Annotated in this window: 19 protein-coding genes; 14 read left to right on the top strand and 5 right to left on the bottom strand. The window is 65.8% G+C overall.

Annotated elements, in window-relative coordinates; all coding sequences use genetic code 11:
* Nucleotides 1-621, bottom strand: a 621-nt coding sequence (locus EB084_05745; GenBank protein ID NDD27755.1) for an alpha/beta fold hydrolase, incomplete at its 3' end; no start/stop codon positions are given.
* A 211-nt stretch (nt 622-832) separates the two neighbouring features.
* On the opposite strand from EB084_05745, the gene elbB reads away from it, so the two are divergent.
* Complete coding sequence (gene elbB, locus EB084_05740; protein NDD27754.1) at nt 833-1,501, top strand: isoprenoid biosynthesis protein ElbB; 669 nt, start codon at nt 833-835, stop codon at nt 1,499-1,501.
* Between the two features lie 33 nt (nt 1,502-1,534).
* Here the strand turns inward: elbB and EB084_05735 are convergent, their stop codons facing one another.
* Together EB084_05735 and EB084_05730 are read right to left on the bottom strand one after the other, a co-directional pair.
* Nucleotides 1,535-1,933 carry a hypothetical protein gene (locus EB084_05735; protein NDD27753.1) on the bottom strand — a complete coding sequence of 133 codons (399 nt, stop codon included), beginning with the start codon at nt 1,931-1,933 and terminating at the stop codon, nt 1,535-1,537.
* Nucleotides 1,930-3,438, bottom strand: coding sequence for a hypothetical protein (locus EB084_05730; GenBank protein ID NDD27752.1), 1,509 nt, complete (start codon nt 3,436-3,438; stop codon nt 1,930-1,932). The genes EB084_05735 and EB084_05730 overlap by 4 nt, the downstream gene beginning before the upstream one ends.
* 153 nt (nt 3,439-3,591) lie before the next feature.
* On the opposite strand from EB084_05730, the gene EB084_05725 reads away from it, so the two are divergent.
* The 13 genes from EB084_05725 to EB084_05665 all read left to right on the top strand — a co-directional run bounded on the left by EB084_05725 (nt 3,592) and on the right by EB084_05665 (nt 15,083).
* On the top strand, nt 3,592-5,139 hold the full coding sequence (locus tag EB084_05725; GenBank protein ID NDD27751.1) for a hypothetical protein: 1,548 nt from the start codon (nt 3,592-3,594) through the stop codon (nt 5,137-5,139).
* A 70-nt stretch (nt 5,140-5,209) separates the two neighbouring features.
* Nucleotides 5,210-6,091 (top strand): glycosyltransferase family 2 protein, encoded by an 882-nt coding sequence (locus tag EB084_05720; protein NDD27750.1) that lies wholly within the window; start codon nt 5,210-5,212, stop codon nt 6,089-6,091.
* Nucleotides 6,088-6,609, top strand: coding sequence for a DUF177 domain-containing protein (locus EB084_05715; GenBank protein NDD27749.1), 522 nt, complete (start codon nt 6,088-6,090; stop codon nt 6,607-6,609). Before EB084_05720 ends, EB084_05715 begins: the two co-directional genes overlap by 4 nt.
* A 109-nt stretch (nt 6,610-6,718) precedes the next feature.
* A complete protein-coding gene (locus tag EB084_05710) occupies nt 6,719-6,910 on the top strand; it encodes a 50S ribosomal protein L32 (GenBank protein ID NDD27748.1) in 192 nt (63 codons plus the stop codon).
* Nucleotides 6,911-6,925: 15 nt separating this feature from the next.
* Nucleotides 6,926-7,990 carry a ketoacyl-ACP synthase III gene (locus tag EB084_05705; GenBank protein ID NDD27747.1) on the top strand — a complete coding sequence of 355 codons (1,065 nt, stop codon included), beginning with the start codon at nt 6,926-6,928 and terminating at the stop codon, nt 7,988-7,990.
* Nucleotides 7,991-8,024: 34 nt separating this feature from the next.
* Nucleotides 8,025-8,978 (top strand): [acyl-carrier-protein] S-malonyltransferase, encoded by a 954-nt coding sequence (fabD, locus tag EB084_05700; GenBank protein NDD27746.1) that lies wholly within the window; start codon nt 8,025-8,027, stop codon nt 8,976-8,978.
* 4 nt (nt 8,979-8,982) lie between these two features.
* Entirely contained in the window at nt 8,983-9,750 is a 768-nt protein-coding gene (gene fabG, locus EB084_05695; protein NDD27745.1) for a 3-oxoacyl-[acyl-carrier-protein] reductase, read from the top strand.
* A 184-nt stretch (nt 9,751-9,934) separates the two neighbouring features.
* Nucleotides 9,935-10,177, top strand: coding sequence for an acyl carrier protein (locus EB084_05690; GenBank protein NDD27744.1), 243 nt, complete (start codon nt 9,935-9,937; stop codon nt 10,175-10,177).
* On the top strand, nt 10,104-10,517 hold the full coding sequence (locus tag EB084_05685) for a hypothetical protein (GenBank protein ID NDD27743.1): 414 nt from the start codon (nt 10,104-10,106) through the stop codon (nt 10,515-10,517). The genes EB084_05690 and EB084_05685 overlap by 74 nt, the downstream gene beginning before the upstream one ends.
* A 75-nt stretch (nt 10,518-10,592) precedes the next feature.
* The gene (locus EB084_05680) at nt 10,593-11,114 is read left to right on the top strand and encodes a gamma carbonic anhydrase family protein (protein NDD27742.1); all 522 of its coding nucleotides are present in this window, start codon (nt 10,593-10,595) and stop codon (nt 11,112-11,114) included.
* Between the two features lie 147 nt (nt 11,115-11,261).
* The gene (locus EB084_05675) at nt 11,262-12,641 is read left to right on the top strand and encodes a hypothetical protein (GenBank protein ID NDD27741.1); all 1,380 of its coding nucleotides are present in this window, start codon (nt 11,262-11,264) and stop codon (nt 12,639-12,641) included.
* A complete protein-coding gene (locus tag EB084_05670; GenBank protein ID NDD27740.1) occupies nt 12,629-13,996 on the top strand; it encodes an MATE family efflux transporter in 1,368 nt (455 codons plus the stop codon). Before EB084_05675 ends, EB084_05670 begins: the two co-directional genes overlap by 13 nt.
* A gap of 100 nt (nt 13,997-14,096) precedes the next feature.
* Nucleotides 14,097-15,083, top strand: coding sequence for a cytochrome C (locus tag EB084_05665; protein ID NDD27739.1), 987 nt, complete (start codon nt 14,097-14,099; stop codon nt 15,081-15,083).
* A gap of 17 nt (nt 15,084-15,100) precedes the next feature.
* On the opposite strand, the gene EB084_05660 is transcribed toward EB084_05665, so the two are convergent.
* Nucleotides 15,101-16,225, bottom strand: a complete 1,125-nt coding sequence (locus EB084_05660) for an HEXXH motif domain-containing protein (GenBank protein NDD27738.1) — start codon at nt 16,223-16,225, stop codon at nt 15,101-15,103.
* A 445-nt stretch (nt 16,226-16,670) separates the two neighbouring features.
* Nucleotides 16,671-17,744 (bottom strand): AmmeMemoRadiSam system radical SAM enzyme, encoded by a 1,074-nt coding sequence (amrS, locus tag EB084_05655; GenBank protein NDD27737.1) that lies wholly within the window; start codon nt 17,742-17,744, stop codon nt 16,671-16,673.
* Nucleotides 17,745-17,790: the final 46 nt, after the last annotated feature.

Raw genomic sequence — 17,790 nt, 5'->3', positions numbered from 1 at the left:
GAAGAGCTCCAAGAGGTCTTCTCGTGGCTCGGGAGACAGCGCGCTGAGCTGGCGCCGAAGGAGCCAGGGAGACGGTATGAGACGATGCAGGCTTGCAGGAAGCGCAACCTGCAGGAGCGCGGCAGCCATGTCAACCGGTGTCAGGCCGGCGGGAACCACCAGCGCCGCCTGTTCGAAGCGATCGGGTCTCATGGCGGCGGCCTGCAACAACATGGCGGCGCCGAATGACATGCCCTGGGCTCGACATCTGCGGATGCGAAGACCATCGAGAACATCGTGGACCCAGGCGCCGTAGTCACATCGCCCCCAGCTCAACCGTGCGGGGGCGGACATGCCGGTCTGGCCGGGCGTGTCCGGCGCAAGGATGCGGAAATGGGCGGCCAGGCTCGCAATGAGGGAGAGGTTGCGCGGCTGGCTGATGTTCAGGCCGTGGAGCGCGAGCAGGGGAGGAGCGTCCGGCGGACCGCACTCCAGGACCTGGGCGTCTCCGAAGCGGGTGGGCACGCGGTGTGCTAGAACCGCGACAGGAAGGGCATCGAGACGCCGAGCGTAGTCGGCGTGCATCGCTGCTCGCCCGTGTTCGCTCTGGAAGGGGAAGCAGGAAGACGCGTGCGACGACATGCCATGAGAGTTCCTGAAGGCTCAGGGTCCCCCTTCTTTCAGTGAGCGCGGTTCGTTCACGGCGCTGGGGTTGCGCCAGGGTATAGGAGTGTGGAGGGATTTGCGCGTGCGTCATGTAGTAGTCACGTCGAACGACGCGTCCCTGAGCCTGCAGCGTTTCGATCGTGCGTGATGACCAGGGGAGAAGCGCGACGGTGTGAGGAGAACGGCCATGCCAAGAGTTGGAGTCTGTCTTTCCGGGTGCGGGTTTCGTGATGGTGCGGAGATCCACGAGAGCGTGCTGACGCTGCTGTGCCTTGATCAGGCGGGCGCAGAGGTGCTCTGCATGGCCCCCGACGTGTCACAGGCCATCGTGGTGAACCACCTGACGGGAGAGACCACGCACGAGAGCCGGAACGTTCTGGCAGAGTCAGCGCGCATCGCGCGGGGCGCCATTCGTGACATCAGTGACGTGACGGCCGCTGATTTCGATGCGCTCATCTTTCCCGGCGGCTTCGGGGCCGCCCTCAATCTCTGCGACTTCGCAACCGCGGGCGATGCCGCCGTTGTGCACCCCCAGGTCGGGCGTCTCATTCGCGAGACCCTGGCCCAGCACAAGCCCATCGGGGCCATCTGCATCGCTCCTGCCCTCGTGGCGGCCGCTGCCCGTGAGGAGGGCCTCGAGCTCACCATCGGGACGGACAGAGCCACGGCCGAAACGCTCGAGCGAATGGGGGCGCGCCACTTCAGCCACGAGGTGGACGAGATACACGTCGATGCGCGCAACCACATCGTGACGACCCCTGCCTACATGCTCGGCCCCGGGCCGGCGGCGGTCTACAAGGGCATCAGCCGGCTCGTGGAGCGGGTGCTGCAGATGACCGCTGCTGGTGTGCGCTGAGCAGCGGCCCTCCCTCTTTGATTCGGCCGTTGCTCAGGCGCGGTCGAGTCCGAAGAGGAGCTTCTCGTAGGTGTCGGCGGTGCGGACGATGTAGCCCACCACCTCGGCGGCCTGTGAGAGATCGCTCTCGAGTCTCAGGCTCGTCAGCATGACGAGGCTCCCCTCGAAGATCGCCAGGGTGCCGTGGGGCAGGCTCGCGTTCATCTCGAGCGCGGTGCGCAGCTTGCGCTCATTGAACTCTGACGCGCTGCCGATGTTTGTCACGAAACGTGCGAACTGAACACCTCCGTCTTCCTGGGCGAACACGCGAACGGCCTGGTTGCGGTGGTTCTCAAGGTGGACGTTGAGCACCCACTCCTCCCCAGCCTCGTCGTAGGTCGAGTCGAACCGAAGCTTCTCGCCCAGCAGTGCGATGAGGTCAGCGATGCTCATTTCTCCTCCAGTGCGGTTGTCGATGTCGAGGGCAGGGATGTCGTGGGGTCGGCCTGGGCTCTCGCCTGCGCGATGCGGTCTGCCGCGCCGCGCGCCTTGATGCGGGTTGCCTCCGGGGTCGACGCGTCGTCTGCGATGGCCCGCAGACGAGTCTCTTCCGTGCGCGCGAACGCGGGAAGGGAAGCGTCGTCTGCTCTCAGGGCCTCGTAGGAAGGGGCCAGCCCGAGACGGTCGAGCTGGGCGACCTTGTGATCAAGCGCTTCTCGCGTGAGGCCCAGGTCATTGGGGAACTTGTTGACGAGCGCGAGATCGTGTCCTGGATCGAGGTTGAGCAAGGTCGGCCGGACGAAGTGGACCTCTCCCGGGAACGTGGAGGCGTCCCAGTCGGAGAGCGTCTCCTGTGGGCTTCTCCCGCGCGCGTCGAAATCTCGGACCATGCGCCGCACCAGTCGATCTTCTGCGCGCTCCGCGTCGAGGTAGACGGTCACGTGGGGCAGATCGAGGGCGCGGAGCCTATCAATCACCTGCGTGTTGGCGGCATGCAGCGAGTCGATGACGAGGATGTCATCGCTGCCGATGTCGAGCGGGGTGATCTTGTCGGTTCGAAGGCCCTTGCCTGTGACGCCCGGCTGGTGCCAGCCGCCGGCGCGGACGCCGCTGAAGTCGTAGACCGGGATGTCGGCGTGACCGTCCTTGACGAGTCGCGCAATGGATTCGGCCATCTCATCGAAGTGCATCGCCTGCGGGTCATCCCAGTACACCCCTCCGCTGGGCGTCTTGGGGAGCGCGGGGTCGTCTGCGTCGCGAAAGTACATGTCGCCCGGAAACTCCGCCACGTGACGGTCGCCGGCGTGCTGACGGATCTGGGAGGCCAGGGTCGACTTGCCTGCAGCTGAAGGCCCGGCCATGAGCACGGCCACCCGCACGCCCTTGGGAAGGTTCTCGATGAGCGACGCCAGCATCTCTGCCTGGTTGGGGCGTCCCCCTTCGCGCAGCTCTTGGGTGAGGGTCTCTTCGGTAGAGGATCCCGGGACACGGATCTTGAGGGTCTTGCCGGCGTCGTCGAAAGGCAAGGCTGTCTGGAAGGGCTGCGGGTGTGCCGCGCCTTCCGCTTTTACCGTCGGGCTGCTGCTCAGGTCGCGCATCAATCGCCATGCCCCGCCCAGCTCGCTTCCCGCGACCGACCCGTCACGGCTGGCAACCACGAGCTCGGTGGCGCCGTCGCGTGAGGGGAGCATGCCGATGACCGCCGATACCGAGGGGTAGGGCTTCATGTCGTTGATCAGCCGCTCGGCGATGGCCGATCTCCCCTGGGCGGTGGAGGCTTCTTCTGCCGAGACGCGAGTGATGGCGTAGGGCAGACCGCTCACGACGTGAACGTCGCCTCCTGAGCCCAGGTCGGCGACATCGTGGGGGGATGCGGCTGTCTCGGGTGCCACCGTGCGCGGCGTGGCAGCCGACGGGACGGCCGCGGCCGAGGCCGCTGGGGAGGGGAGGATCTGCATGGCTTGAGCGACCTCTTCTCTGTGAACGGATTTCGCCAATCATAGCAGGTTGGGACAGCCGAGAGAAGAGGGCGGATGTTAACAGCCGATCGGCTGAGCGGACTGATCTCGGCTGAGGGGAGAAGCGTTCATCGACGCAGAACCCCCCCTGCCATGACCATGCGCTCAACCGAAACCCTCGCTGCGCCTTCCGTAGGGCGTCGGGTCCGTGAACGTCTGCGGCGCTCTCGGGCTGCGGGCCTTCTCGTGGCTCTGCTTCTCGTGGCCCAGGCGGCGTGTGGCACTGCGTGGGCGTCTGCCCGCCGCGTCGCCGTGGTGGTGGGTGTCTCCCGATACGCGGCGTCAATTGGGGTTGCGCAGCTGCCTGCGTGTGAGATGTCTGCCCGTCGCCTGGCAGAGGTGCTCTCGCGCCAGGCCGATACCCGGAGCCTCATCGGTCTGGCGACGGTCGATCAGGTGCTCGACGCGGTCTCTGCCGCGGCGACATCGTGCGCCCCGGATGACGTGCTCCTGCTGTTCTTCGTGGCCGCCGGAGACGACCGCGGGGTGCTCTGCTCTGACGGCTGCCTCGAGGTCGAACGACTCCGGCGGGTTGTGTCGCAGAGCCGAGCGCGGCATCGCGTGATCGTCTTCGACACGCCGGCAGGCGGACGACGCGTGGCCGAGATCGGTGACGGCGACACGGTGGCCCTCGCCTCCACCAGCGAGGTCCAGCGTCCCGCCAAGGGCTTCTTCCCGTTCGAGGACTGCGTTCGCTTCGAATCGGCGGCGTCTCACGGCTGGGCCAGAGCGCTCGAGCAGAGCGGCAGCGGGTGGAAGGGTGACCTGGGCAACAAGGGCTGCGTGTCGGTCGAAGACCTTCGCATGTGTGGCGATGAAGACGCGCTGCAGTCGCTTCCGCACGGAGACGGCCGTCGCGCGCTCGACGCCGAGCTGGGCATGCGGCTGTTCGACGCGGTCCGGCCCACGGCGGCGCGGAGCCTGCGCGACGGATCCCGGGTCGAGATCGAGTCGCTTCGCACATCGCTCGGCAAGGTGCGCTTCCAGCAGCTCGCCGGCGTGATCGATGTCTTCTGCAGCGACGCGTTCTCGACGGCCGAGGCCGCCGTCCGCAGACGCGTGTCTGACGCGCTGGCGCGCAAGCCTCCGATGTCGGCGCTGCAGGCGGTTCATGACGTGCTGGCGCGAGAGCGATTGCTTGACACCCCTCCTGACCCGGTGACGCGTGCATGGAAGCACCTGCACCTGAAGGGCGGCGAGCGTGTGCAGCTCGTCCTCCCGTCGACACAGACGGCTTCCATGCGAGGACACGCTGACGTCTGCGCCCTCGGCACGGGAGAGCACGCACGCTACCCCTTCTCCTATGGAACCTTTGAGGGCAGAATCGAGGGGGCCGTTCAGGCCAGGCTTCGTCTCGAGCTTCTCGGCACTTGCCTGCGCGGCCACTGGGAGGGCGTCACTGACGGTCGATGGCTGCGCGGTGACTGGCAGGGTCTCGTCGATTCGCGCACAGGAAAGACGAACGGCAGAATCCTCAGTCACACCCAGGCCATGGGCGGCGACGGGGGAGCGCCCGCCGACGCGCGGTGGCTGGCGGTCTTCGAGGGTACGCTCACCAGAGAGGGCCTTCGTCTGAGCGGCACGTGGACCTCCGCCCAGGCGCGCCCTCGAATCCAAGGTCGATGGAGCGTGTTGAAATGAGTGTGCCGGGGAAGAAGACGGAACGCCTTTCGTGCGTGCCCGTGAGCGCCCTCGGGGAGGCAGGACCTGCATGAACCTGGTCATCATCCCTGCGCGTGACGAGGCGCCCACCGTGGGGACGGTGGTTCGCGCCGCGATGGCGGCTCCCGTGCGCTGCGACGTGCTCGTCGTCGACGATGGCTCGCGTGATTCCACCGCGGCAGAGGCCCGCGAGGCGGGGGCCACCGTCATCGAGACAGGAGCGAGTCGTGGCTATGGCGCCGCGCTCATGCGTGGGTTCGGCTGGGCTCTGGCCAACGGCTACGGCGCGGTGGTCACGATGGATGCGGATGGCCAGCATGACGCCGCGCGCCTGGAAGATCTCGTGGACGGGCTGGCCGACGCCGACATCGTCTCTGGGACGCGATATCACGATTCCTCACCGTCACCCCTCGGTCAGCCCCCGCCGGATCGGCTGCGCTTGAACCGCGTGCTCACCCGGCGCATCAACGAGATCACGGGGTATGCGCTCACAGACGGGTTCTGCGGATTCAAGGCATACCGCACGCGGTCTGTGGCCACGCTGGCGCTCGACGAACCAGGATACGGCTTTCCCTTGCAGCTCTGGCTGCTGGCCCGCCGGGCTGGGCTGCGTGTCGTGGAGCGGCCTGTTGAGCGCATCTACCTGCCTGTGCGTCGTGTCTTCGGAGGAGGGCTCGACGATGTGGAGCGCAGGCGCGACTACTACGAGCGCGTGATCGAGCGAACCCTCGCATCGGCCGAAGGGGGCGAGCGAGCGGCTCTCAGCCGCGCTGCAGACGTGCGGCCGCGGGCAGGAACGTCTCTTGTTGACAAGGGGCATGGCTTCTCCTATAATGGGCAGGCTTTGCCGGTGAGCGAGGTCGCTCGGCACAGCGCCCCTGTCGTGATGAATGCCCGTGCCGTCCCAGCCGATTCGAGGAAGCTGCCATGAGAGTCGACATACGCGAGGTTCGCAAGGCGCACGGTGCCCGGGAAGACGTCCTGCACGACGGGCCGCTGCTGCTCGGAGACCTTCGCTTCGAAGGACCGGCCCACGTCTCACTCCGCCTCAGCAATGCCGCGTCCCGCATCCTGGTGCGCGGCCTGCTGAGAGGCGACGTGGTCCTCGATTGCGCGCGTTGCGCGGAGCCCTTCAAGGCTCGGGTGAACGCCGACATCGAGGAGGAGTTCCTGCCGGCAGGCAGCCCTGAAGTGCCCGACGAGAAGGACTCGCCGTGGTCAGATCTCAGTGTCTACACCGAAGACGACATCGAGATAGACCTCACCGAGATCCTGCGGCAGAACGTCATTGCCGCCCTTCCCATCAAGGCGCTCTGCAGGGAGGATTGCCGCGGGCTGTGTCCAATCTGCGGTGAAAATCAAAATCGTGCATCTTGCGCATGCTCGACCGAACGCGAAGACCCGAGGCTGCAGCCGTTGAGAGATCTCCAGCGGCGCCTCGAGGGGTGAGCGTCAGGGCGAGGCGCGCGCAGAGCAGCAATCACGGGCGCATCTTCGCTGCCGACTGAAGGCGGCGACGACGAGCAGATGCGGCATCCCGCGTAGGAGGTTTCCGCTCGTGGCCAATCCTAAATACAAGACATCCCACTCCAAGACCCGTCGCCGTCGTGCGAACATCCGCCTGGCCGAGGTCAATGCGGTTCCTTGTCCCAGCTGCAAGGAGCTCAAGCTCCCCCATCGGGTGTGCCCGACGTGCGGCAAGTATGGTGATCGTCAGGTGTTCACGCTGGAGACCGTGGAGCAGTCATAGGTGACGGGTCGGCCGCTGCAGGCTGTCATCACGGGGGTCGGGCATCACGTCCCCCCGCGTGTGCTCACCAATCTCGACCTCGAGAAGATGGTCGATACGAGCGACGCCTGGATCCGAGAGCGCACCGGCATCTCGGAGCGCCACATCGTCGATGCGGGTTCTGCCACGTCTGACCTGGCGTATGAGGCGGCGAGAGCCGCCCTTCTTGACGCTGGCGTCTCCGCTGCAGATCTCGACCTCGTGATTGTCGCCACGGCCACACCAGACATGCCGTTCCCTGCCACCGCCTGCCTCGTGCAGCACCGCCTGGGTGCTGCGCGCGCAGGCGCGTTCGATCTGGAATGTGGCTGCTCTGGATTCGTCTACGCCCTGGCGGTGGGGTCGCAGTTCATCCAGAGCGGAACGTTTCGCCGTGTTCTGGTCATTGGCGCCGACACGCTGACCCGGGTGACCGATTTCACCGACCGGAACACATGCGTTCTCTTTGGTGATGGCGCTGGCGCCGTCGTACTCGAGCCTTCCACCGATGGACACGGGGTTCTCAGCATGACGCTCCGTGCAGACGGTGGCGGGGCTGAGCTCCTGCGCATGCCGGCGGGAGGTTCTCGGCTGCCTGCGAGCACCGAGACGCTCGCGGCGGGTCAGCACTACATCCAGATGGCCGGCAACGAGGTCTTCAAGTTTGCGGTCAAGGTGCTCGGCGAGGCGGCGCTCGAGCTGCTCGACGCGGCGGGTCTGACGGTCGAAGACGTGAAGCTCTTCGTCCCGCATCAGGCCAACCTTCGCATCATGAGCGCGGCCGCACGACGCGCGGGGATACCTGAAGAGAAGCTGTTCTGCAATGTCGAGCGCTACGGGAACACCTCGTGCGCCTCGATTCCCATCGCGCTCAGCGAGGCGGTATCACAGGGGCGTCTGGGGCGCGACGACGTCGTGACCATCTGTGGTTTCGGAGCGGGGCTTGCCTGGGGAGGCGCCGTCATGCGCTGGGGATACTCCCGGGTCTCGACCGACCCCGCGGCGCGCCTCTCCGCGGCAGCGCACGAACCGCAAGGCGCCGTCACCGCAACCGTACACTGATCCCAGTAAAGCGGCCGCGGCCGTGGAGGAAATCATGGAAAGCTGTGCCTTCGTCTTTCCCGGACAAGGTTCTCAATTCGTGGGCATGGGCGCTGATCTGGCCCGTGAGTTCAAAGAGGCGCGCGAGGTCTTTGAGATGGCCGACGACGTGCTCGGCTTCTCTCTCTCCCGCCTCTGCTTCGATGGCCCGGAGGAGCAGCTGCGCCAGACCGAGTTCACGCAGCCTGCCGTTGTGGTCACCAGCCTGGCCGCCTGGCGCGCCCTCCAGGTGCGCGATCTGGCGCCCGCGGTTGTTGCCGGGCACAGCGTGGGCGAGTACAGTGCGCTTGCCGCGGCGGGCGTCATCGCCATGGAGGACTGCATGCGCCTGGTGAGGCGTCGAGGGCAGCTCATGCAGGCCGCGGGCGATGAGCGTCCCGGCGGGATGGCTGCTGTCTTCGGATTTCCTCTCGATCGCGTTGAGACGCTCTGCGCGACAGCGACAGAGCGAAGCGGAGCCCTGCTCGAAGTCGCAAACATCAACTCTCCGGAGCAGATCGTGGTGTCCGGCGACCTGCGCGCGGTGGAGGCCGGCGAGGCCGTGGCCAAGGAGATGGGAGCGCGGCGGTACATCCGTCTTCCCGTGAGCGCGGCCTTCCACTCGAGCCTCATGTCCGATGCGGCGAACAAGCTCGTCAAGGATCTCGATCGCGCCGAGTTCAGCCCTGCTCGCTGCCCGGTCGTGGCCAACGTCACGGCATCCCCCGTGGTGTTCCCCAACGAGGTCCGCGATGCGCTGTCCAAGCAGGTCGCCGCGCGGGTTCGCTGGGTGGAGAGCGTGAACGCCATGCTGGCGCGCGGGGTCAACACGTTCATCGAGGTCGGGCCGGGCACGGCCCTCTCGGGCATGATCCGAAAGATCAATCGTGACGCGAAGGTGCTGGGGGTGCAAGACGCCCCTGGCGTGCTTCGCACGGTTGACGCGTTGACTTCAAGGGCGGTGCAGTAGAGCCATGGCACAAGACAAGGGTGTGAACAGCGGGTCGCTTCAGGGCAAGGTGGCCCTCGTGACCGGATCGGCGCGCGGAATCGGTCGCGCAATCGCGGAGTTGCTGGCTTCCCGCGGCGCGCGGGTGGTGGTGAACTCGACCACTGAAGAGGGGTCCCGACGGGTGGCCGATGCCCTGGTGGCGCAGGGCGCAGAAGCCCTGGCCTACGGCGCAGACGTATCGAACCTCGAAGCCGCCGAGGGAATGGTCAAGGACGTCATCGACAGATGGCAGCGCATCGATGTTCTCGTGAACAACGCGGGAATCACCCGCGACACGCTCCTCATGCGCATGAAGGAGAGCGACTGGGATGACGTCATGAACGTCAACCTGAAGTCTGCGTTCCACATGACGCGGCTTGTGAGCCGCGTGATGATGCGCCAGAAGAGCGGCGCCATCATCAACGTGAGCTCCGTGGTGGGGCTGATGGGCAATCCGGGCCAGGCCAACTATGCGGCCTCGAAGGCCGGCCTGATCGGCTTCACGAAGTCGATGGCCCGTGAGCTCGGTTCGCGCTCCATCACCGTCAACGCAGTCGCGCCGGGCTTCATCGAGACCGAGATGACGGCAAGCCTGCCGGACGAGGTCAAGCAGCGCATGCTCGCAAACATTCCTCTCGGCCGCTTCGGGCACACCGAAGAGATAGCCGAGATGGTTGCCTTCCTTTCCAGTGACGCGGCGCGTTACATCACCGGACAGGTCCTCGTCGTCGATGGCGGTCTTGTGATGTAGCGTCGTTCGAGGCAGGAAAACCACGCCGGCCTCAATACTATACAGAGAATTTCAAACTCGGTGTCCCCGCCTACCGTGCACGCCTTGCGGCTCCCACGAGGCGGCGAGGTGCACCGCGCGGCGCAGGCCGCACCGCCGCGGCGCTTGCCGCGAACCAGAACCAGTGAAAGAGGAGAATTCCCACATGTCAGAAGTGATGAACAAGGTCCGCGAGATCGTCGTGGAACACCTCGACGTCGAGGAAGATCGGGTGGCTCCCACCGCGAGCTTCGTTGATGACCTCGGCGCTGACTCCCTCGACATCGTCGAGATGGTTCTTGCCTTCGAAGACGCGTTCGGCATCGAGATCCCCGATGAGGATGCCGAGAAGATCCAGAAGGTCCAGGATGCCGTCGACTATATCACCAGCAAGTCCAAGCAGGGCTGATCTTCAGGCCGTTGCAGGGTCGGGCGACATCGGAAACGTGCTCGCCTGGCTGGGTACCGGCATCGGATTCGGGCTGGTTTCCGGATGGGCTGTGGGCTATGCGCTGAAGAAGGTCGCCCTTCTTGCCGCACTGCTCCTCGGCCTGTCTTTCATCCTGGTCCAGCTGATGGTGGTGAACCGCTTCGTCACCGTTGACTGGAAGGCCGTGGCTGACTCGTTCGGCCACGCTTCTCGAAGCCTCAGCGGACCCAATGCTTCGTGGTGGAAGCTGCTCGTGAACAACTTCCCGTACGCCGGCTCCTTCGGGGTCGGCTTCTTCATGGGATTCAAGAAGGGCTGAGACGTGGTCTCCTCGTTCTTTCACTTCGAGCCTGAGATCGCACAGAGTGCCTACGTGCACGAACGAGCGGTGGTGATGGGGCGCGTCACGCTCGGAGAGCGGGTGAGCGTCTGGCCCGGCGCAGTGCTGCGCGGCGACATCAACGCCATCACGGTGGGTGACGGATCGAACGTTCAAGACAACAGCGTCGTGCACGTCGCCGACGACCACCCCGTCGTCATCGGTTGTGACGTGGTCGTGGGACACGCGGCCTGCGTCCACGGCGCCACCATCGGCGACGGCTGTCTCGTGGGCATCGGTGCCATCGTTCTCAACGGCGCGGTGGTGGGAGACGAGAGCATCCTCGCGTCCGGCTGTCTCGTGCCCGAGGGAGCCGTACTCGAAGGGGGACATCTCTACATGGGATCTCCCGCGAAGGCGCGTCGCCCGCTCTCTCCCGAAGAACGGCTTGGCATACGCCAGATGGCCCGCAAGTACACGCATGTGGCGCGAGGCCATCGCAGCAGTGAAGAGGCTGTGGCGCAAGGAAGCCGTCTGGGGAGAGATGCATGGGTGGCGCTCGAGCGCGCCATGCACGACCCATCTGGCGAAGCCTGACCCCCCGACAGGAAGGCAACCTCCTTGTCGTTGACGAACCTCCTTCCCTCGCGTTGAATGTTGGGGCCGACCTCCTCGAGCACGTCGTGTGAAGGAAGCGCTCGGCGCCCGTGCCAGCCGACACCTGCTTTTCTTGGAGGAACGCCCATGCCCGTGCTCTCTAGAATCAAAGGGGCTATTCTTGCGGTCATCGCCCTCATGTCGCTCGCCGTTGCGACCCAGGCGCAGCCGAAGGTGACCCTGTTCGTGGGGAAATCCGAGGTGAGCGGCGTCGTGCGTGACGGTCGCGTATACGTACCCGCGGAAGCGCTTCTGCGCGCCATGGGCCTTTCGTGGCGTGGCACCGCCGAGGGGGGGTACGATCTTGAGCCCGGCAAGGGCGGGGGGGCGGCGTTCCGCGGTACATCGCTCACCCTGCGACTCGCCGGCCGGACGGTGTCCGCCACGGCGGTGCGCGCAGACGGGCAGACACTCGTCGATGCACGTGCTGTCGCAGAGGGCCTGGGGGGCCTCTATCTCTACACGCCGGCGGTGGGCGTCGCTCAGGTGACGATGTCGGGGGGGCGCATCTCCCAGAGATCCATCGACAAAGCGGTGAAGAAGGCGGAGAAACAGGTCAAGGAAGACGCGCGCCGGAAGGTCTCGACCGCCCCGTCGTGGCGCGGGGGGAGCACCTCGAGCGGCGCTGCTGCCTCAGAGTCTGCCGAGAAAGACGTGAAGGGCACCTCGAAGACGCCTGATGACGAGCCTATCTCGGTGGAGCGCGTATCGTACTCCACGCAGGAGACCGGCCTCATGAAGGGCAGCGTCATTCTCAAGAACGACGCAGAGGTGGCGATTCGCAACGTCTTCGTCTACGTCACAATCGAGGCTCCCGACGATCCCAAGCCTTCCGATGCCCAGTACGCCACCGGCCTCGGGGGCGGCGCCTCCCTTCCCAGCTACGTGAAGCCGACGACTGACGACTCGCTTCCCACCTATGGGGGAACGCCGCCGACAACGGTGAGCATGAGCTATCCCGAGATGGCCTCGGGGGGCGCCCCCGCGCCCAAGCCCGCAGCGACCCCAGTCCCCACCACGTCGGCGGCCGAGGCGGCGCCTCAGGCGTCTCCCACGCCCACCCCGATGCACGCGGTCACCACGCTGCCTGCAATCTTCGTGGCCGAGATCCTTCCTGGCCAGACAACGACCGTGCCGTTCTCCTGGAACAACAGCAAGCGGGTGGTCCAGGCGACGCCGAGCGTGAAGACGCAGCACGACAAAGTGGCCTTCACACGTAAGAAAGAGAAGACCGACGAGGAAGCTGCCGCAGAGGGTTCCGAGGTCAAGACCGATGCCAAGGCCGATGGCAAGGACGGCAAGACCGACGCCAAGGACGGCAAGAACGACGCGAAGGACGGCAAGTCCAAGACCGACGCCAAGGACACCAAGACAGAACCCAAGGATGCCAAGAGCGACAGCAAGAGCGCAGCGGGCGGCGGACAGCCCCAGGCGGGAGGCGCACAGACGTCGCCATCCGGCAAGTAACCGCGGGGTCGATACCTCGCGCGATCCTCTCGCTGTCTGTCCCGATCATTCTCTCTGATCTGCTGCAGACGTCGTACAACGTCATCAACAGCATCTGGGTGGGCAGGCTCGGTGTAGAGGCACTGGCCGCCCTCAACGCCTCGTCGTTCTTCGTGTGGCTGATTCAAGCCCAGCTCATGGTGGTCTCCATCGGAACAGCCTCTGTCATTGCAGATGAGGTCGGGGCACAGCGTACGGACGCGATCGATCGAACCGCAACGCAGGCGCTGGTGTTTGCCTTGTGCTTCTCGGCCCTGCTGTGCCTCATCGGGCAGGCGATTCACCGTCCCGTTCTGATTGCGATGGGTCTCGAGCCTGGGGTAGTGGAGCAGGGGAGTGCGTATCTTCGCATCATCTTCCTGATCCTGCCGCTCATGGCAGTGGACCAGGTCATGGGCGCGGTGTACCGCGGGTGTGGCGATACGGTGACGCCAACCGTGGTCTGGTCTGGCGTGGTTCTTGCAAACCTGGCCTTCCTGCCAGTTCTCGTGGGTGGATGGGGCGGCTTCGTCTCACCGCTCGGGGTTGCGGGTGCGGCCCTCAGCACCGCGCTTGCCATGGCGCTGGGATTGTTCGCCTACCTCGCCCTGTATGCACGAGGGCGTTTTCCGGCACGGCTTGCCTGGGGTTCGCTTAGGCGTCTCGATGACGTGCGTGAGGTCGTTCGCATCGGGCTGCCCACGTCGTTCAACGCCAGCGTCTTCTGCCTGGTCTACATGGGGCTCACCCGGGTGCTGGGGCTTTTCGGCACGCCCGCGGTGGCCGCCGTGGGCATCGGCCATCGCGTGGAATCGATCTGCTATCTCGTCTCGGTCTCCCTCGCCACGGCGACGGTGACGCTGGTCGGACAGAGCAAGGGAGCAGGCGATCTCGACCGCGCGGCACGATGCGCCTGGGGTGCCGTGGGGTTCGCGGTAGCCTTCTCATTCGTCTGGTCGCTCGGCATGATCTTCTTCAGCGTTCCGCTCGCGCAGCTCTTCAGCCGTGATGCGCAGGTGCTCCAAGCCGCCTCCGCCTACATCCGGATCATCGGATTCGCCCAGATGTTCGCTTCGACCGAGATCGTGCTCGAAGGCGCGTTCAGCGGTGCGGGCGATACGTTGCCGCCCATGCTCATCGGTGTGCCGCTCACCCTCGTTCGCGTTCCTGCGGCGTGGCTTGTCGCGGCGCCGCTGGGTCTGGGGGTGTCTGGGGTGTGGTGGGTCATCACGGTGCTGGCCGTGATTCGTGCCGCGCTCATGGCCGCCTGGTTCCACCGAGGCGACTGGCGACGGGCCCGCGGCGGCGCTCTTCTCGACGTCGAACACGCAGCGTGAGTGTGCTCTGCTGCATCGAGCGCGGGGGACGCAGGCGCAGGGGGGGCTTCATCTCTGGCGAACTCCAGCGGCACGTCATACCGGAAAGGTGGGGCTCGTCGTGAGGCTTCTTCTCAAGATCATCGGTGGGCTGCTGCTGCTGGCAGCTCTGGGTGCGGGTGTCGCCTGGTTCGTTTTGAGCTCGACCTACCCGAAGGTGGGGCCGGCGCCTGTCATCGACTTCAGCAAGGGGGGAAAGGATCGTGTTGCCCACGGTCGCTATCTCGCCGAGAACGTGGCGTTTTGCATCACCTGTCACTCAACGCGTGACTGGACGCGTCAGTCGGGTCCGGTCACGCCGGGCACCGAGGGCAAGGGGGGCGATGCATTCGATCGAACGTATGGCGTCCCGGGAACGGTGCACGCCAGCAACATCACGCCTGCGCACCTGGGCAGCTGGAGTGACAGCGACGTTGCGCGGGCGATCACGTGCGGCGTGACCGCTGACGGGAAGGCGCTGTTTCCCATCATGCCCTATCTCATCTACCGACATCTGGCCAAGAGCGACGTCGCCGACATCGTGATGTACCTGCGCACCCTGAAACCCCTGCAGAATGAGATCCCGGCGCGCAAGCTCACCTTTCCCATGAACCTCGTTGTGCGCATGCTCCCTCAACCTGCTGAACTGCTGGATGCGCCTCCCACGGCGAAAGATGGCACCGCCTACGGTGAGTACCTGACCGCGATGGCCTCCTGCATGCCGTGTCATTCCCAGCGGGTTCACGGCACGTTCAAGGCCGGTCTGGAATATGCGGGCGGGGTGGAGTTCCGCGTGCCGGGCATGTCAGGCGTGGAGCGTTCCGCCAACATCACGCCGGACGCTGAGACGGGCATCGGCAAGTGGACACGCGCGCAGTTCATCGCACGGTTCAAGTCGATGGATCCCGCACGGCACCCGCCTGCGTCGGTCAAGCCCGGCGAGATGAGCTCGGTCATGCCGTGGACGGCCTATGGGGGCATGACCGAAGACGACCTCGGCGCCATCTACGACTACCTCCAGACCCTCGGCCCCGTCAAGAACGCCGTGCAGGCCTACAGTCCGCAGTAGCCGAACGCGACCGTCGCTCAGTCGGCCATCACGGGGGGAGGCGCAATGCCCGGCGTGCGCTCGAGGGGGCGCTTGGCCACGCCCATCTCACGAAGGGCCTGGTTCCCTTCTTCGATCACCCGATCTGACCAGGCAAAGAATCCGTCGATGAACATCTGCCCCATGGCGTCTACCCGTATCGAGGAACGGATCTCATCGTACCCGAGTTCCATGCGCGGCACGTTCCACGCCAGCATGCTGAGGATTCCGTCGCGAACGCGCGTGTCGGTCTCGACCGCCAGCATCTTGAGGTCGAGCTGGGTCACGTGGATGAACGAGTACTGCGCGTGCAGCACCGCCGTCATGGGGCGCATGCGGTCTTTGCGGATGGGGCTCTCGAACAGCTGGTCAGGCGCGTTCGTGATCAGGCGCTGGGCTGCCTCTACGTAGATGCCGAGCCCGCGCAGCTTGTTGTGCGCCATCTCGTGCACCATGGCCTCGGCGGTGCCGATGGGATCGAACACGGTGGCGTACATGGTGCCGAACTTGTCTTCGTCTGAGTGGGAGTTCGAGCCGAGCTGAACGTTCCAGCGCTCCGGGGGGATTCGTGTGTCGATCATGGGGTGAAAGGTGTCCATGAGCATGCGGAACTGCTGGTAGGCTGCGGGCCACCGGCGCACGTACTCCACCGCCTGCTCCATGTTCGGATGCTGCAGCGGACCGTTGGCATTCTGCGGGGCCCCGGGGGGGACGTCGGCGATGTAGCGAATGGCTACGGCGCCGTCGAAGAGGGTGGGCGCCCCTTGCGGAAGGCGACGGCGATGGGGGACGCGCCGAACCGGAGACGTGGTGGTCGTCACGAGGTCCCAGACCACGCGGCTGTCGTGCAGGTCGTCTTGCGGCTCGGCCATGCGGTTCCACTCGATTCTCACGCATCGATCTCCTCTTCTTCGAAGCTGTCTGGTGCATTCGGGGGGCCAAAGATCCGTGCCTGCACGGATGTCTCGAGATCTCGCACGTGGCCGGTGAGCCATTCGTACAGGCTGATGCCGCTCTCCTCCGCCAGCGAAGCCAGTCCCATCAGGGGCACCGACGACACGAGAAGTCCCACTGCAACGAGTGCCCAAAGCCCGATCTCGTTCCAGGATCGGATCAGTCCCCATCTCGCGTGCAGCATCTTCTGCAGGATGCAGGCCCCAACCCCGATGGTCAGGCCGACGCCGACGAACGCGGTGAGCCCTGCAATGATCTGCAACGGGATGATGATGAAGATGATCGGAAATGCCAGCAGCCGGACCAGGAGAGAGAAGAGCTCGGCCACGTAGAGACGTGCTCCGTCGTGTCGAGGCGTGATCCCGCGCAGCACCGCGGTGAGCGCCGCGCAGGCGGGGGCCCCGAGAATCGCCACCACGATGAGCGTGGCTACCTCTGGAGGAAGGGAACGCGCGAGGGGAATCGCCCAGCAGAGCCCCAACAGCAGCAGGACCACGGCCACCGCGCTCCCTCTCCCCCGGCCCTCGACCTCAGGCGCTTGCTGGCGCGCAGCGGATCGATCGGACACGTCCGGCTTCACCTGCCGTGTCTGCGGCCGAGCGCGTTTGCGACCTGTCATGTCTCTCCTGCGCCGATTCGAATCGGCTGACGACGCGCGCCCCAAGTGCCGGGCTGTGCTTCGAAGACCCCCGCGACGCGCGTGCCACAGCGGCTGCACGCGCTTCCCTCGAGGTTCCACCGACCCAGCGTGTAACGGTCGCGTTCGATGACCACCGTCTTGCAGGCGGGGCACATGGTGCTCTGTGACGCGGGGTCGTGCATGTTTCCGGTGTAGACATACCGCAACCCTGCCTGCAGTGCCTGATTGCGAGCGCGCAGCAGCGTCGAGGGCGGTGTGGGGCCTCGATCAGTGAGACGGTAGTCCGGGTGGAACGCGGTGAGGTGCAGGGGAACGTCGGGGCCGAGGTTCGAGACCAGCCAGTCGCACATGCGCGCAACTTCGTCGATGCTGTCGTTCTCGCCCGGGATGAGCAAGGTGGTGATCTCGAGCCACACATCTGATTCGTGACGGATCCAGCGCAAGGTGTCGAGCACGGGCCCCAGACGCGCGAAGGCGAGCTTGTGGTAGAAGCGCTCGCTGAACGCCTTGAGGTCGACGTTGGCCGCGTCGATGTTCGAGAAGAACGCGGGACGCGCTTCCGGGCTGATATATCCGGCGGTCACCGCCACGGTCTTCACCCCGAGAGCACGGCACGCGATTGCGGTGTCGATGGCGTACTCTGCCCAGATCACCGGGTCGTTGTAGGTGAAGGCCACGCTGCGACACCCGTGTCGCCGCGCGGTCTCGGCGATGGCTTCCGGTGCCGCCGTGGCACTGGCGGCCTCCACGTCCCGCGACTTGCTCGTGCTCCAGTTCTGGCAGAAGCGGCAGCCCAGGTTGCAGCCCGCGGTGCCGAACGAGAGCACGGGCGTGCCCGGCAGGAAGTGGGCCAGCGGCTTCTTCTCGATGGGGTCGATGCAGAAGCCGGTGCTGCGCCCGTAGGTGGTCAGCGTGATCGCGTTGCCTTCGCGACGGCGCACGAAGCAGAAGGCCCGCTGCCCGTCGTGCAGTCGGCAGCGGCGGGGGCAGAGAGTGCATTCGATGCGGCCGTCGCTGAGGAAGGCAGACCACGCGTCAGAAGAAGCCACCTCGACCTCAGTGCGCTGGCCCCATGCGCTCGAGCGCTTCGGCGAT

Source organism: Pseudomonadota bacterium (assembly GCA_010028905.1).
Lineage (GTDB): Bacteria > Vulcanimicrobiota > Xenobia > RGZZ01 > RGZZ01 > RGZZ01.
Note: the sequence above shows the minus strand (reverse complement) of the source record. Positions and strands in the feature narration are given on the sequence as shown.